Annotated in this window: 1 protein-coding gene and 1 pseudogene; both read left to right on the forward strand. The window is 64.2% G+C overall.

All coding sequences use genetic code 11. The features are described from left to right. Positions 1–467, forward strand: a 467-nt coding sequence (locus BN2476_RS33500) for an acyl-CoA dehydrogenase C-terminal domain-containing protein (protein ID WP_173819689.1), incomplete at its 5' end; no start/stop codon positions are given. Between the two features lie 102 nt (positions 468–569). After that, positions 570–963 (forward strand): annotated as a pseudogene (locus tag BN2476_RS48705) (NAD(P)/FAD-dependent oxidoreductase); the annotation flags it as partial.

Below are 963 nucleotides of genomic sequence, written 5' to 3' on the forward strand. Positions count from 1 at the left end.
CAGCGATCCAGGCGAACGATCTGATCGGCCGCAAGACGGTGCGCGATGGCGGCGCGGTCGCGAAGGCACTGCTCGCGCAGATCGCGCAGACTGTCGAAGCGCTGAAGCAGCACGATGGCGCGGCGTTCGCGTCGATGCACAGGCATCTGTCGCGAGGACATGATGCGTTGCAATCGGTGGTGGCCTTTGTCGTCGCGAATGTGAAGCGCGATCCGAATGCGGTGTTTGCGGGCAGCGTGCCGTATCTGAAGCTCGCGGGCATCGTGCTGGGCGGCTGGCAGATGGCGCGCGCGATGCTCGTCGCGCGGCAGAAGCACGCGGATGTTCCGTCGTTTTACGGTGCGAAGATCGCTACCGCGCAGTTCTATGCCGAACACGTGCTGCCGCAGGCGGTGGCGCTGGAGGCGTCGATCGTCAGCGCAAAGGGCGCGGACGGCGTGCTGGCGCTGTCGGAAGAACAGTTCTAAAGCAGGGACGCAGGCATGACAGCAAACCAGCAAGTCGATCCGTCGCAGGGATGGATCGAGCAGTATGGCCCGCGCGAGTCGATGGAATATGACGTGGTGATCGTGGGCGGCGGACCCGCGGGTCTTGCTGCGGCGATTCGGCTCAAGCAGCGCGCGGCGGAAAAAGGCGTCGAGATTGGCGTCTGCGTGCTCGAAAAAGGCTCGGAGATCGGCGCGCATATCCTCTCGGGCGCCGTGATGGACCCGCGCGCGTTGAATGAACTGATTCCGGACTGGAAGGAAAAAGGCGCGCCTCTGGACGTCGAAGTGACGGAAGACCGCTTCCTGTTCCTGAACGAGACGGGCGCGAAAGCCGTGCCGAACTGGGCACTGCCGGACAATTTCAAGAACCACGGCAACTACGTGATCAGCCTCGCGAACGTGACGCGCTGGCTGGGTCAGCAGGCCGAAGCGCTGGGCGTCGAGATCTTCCCGGGCTTCGCAGCGGCGGAAGTGC

Origin of the sequence: Paraburkholderia piptadeniae (assembly GCF_900007165.1) — a bacterium.
In the GTDB taxonomy this organism is placed as follows: Bacteria; Pseudomonadota; Gammaproteobacteria; order Burkholderiales; family Burkholderiaceae; genus Paraburkholderia; species Paraburkholderia piptadeniae.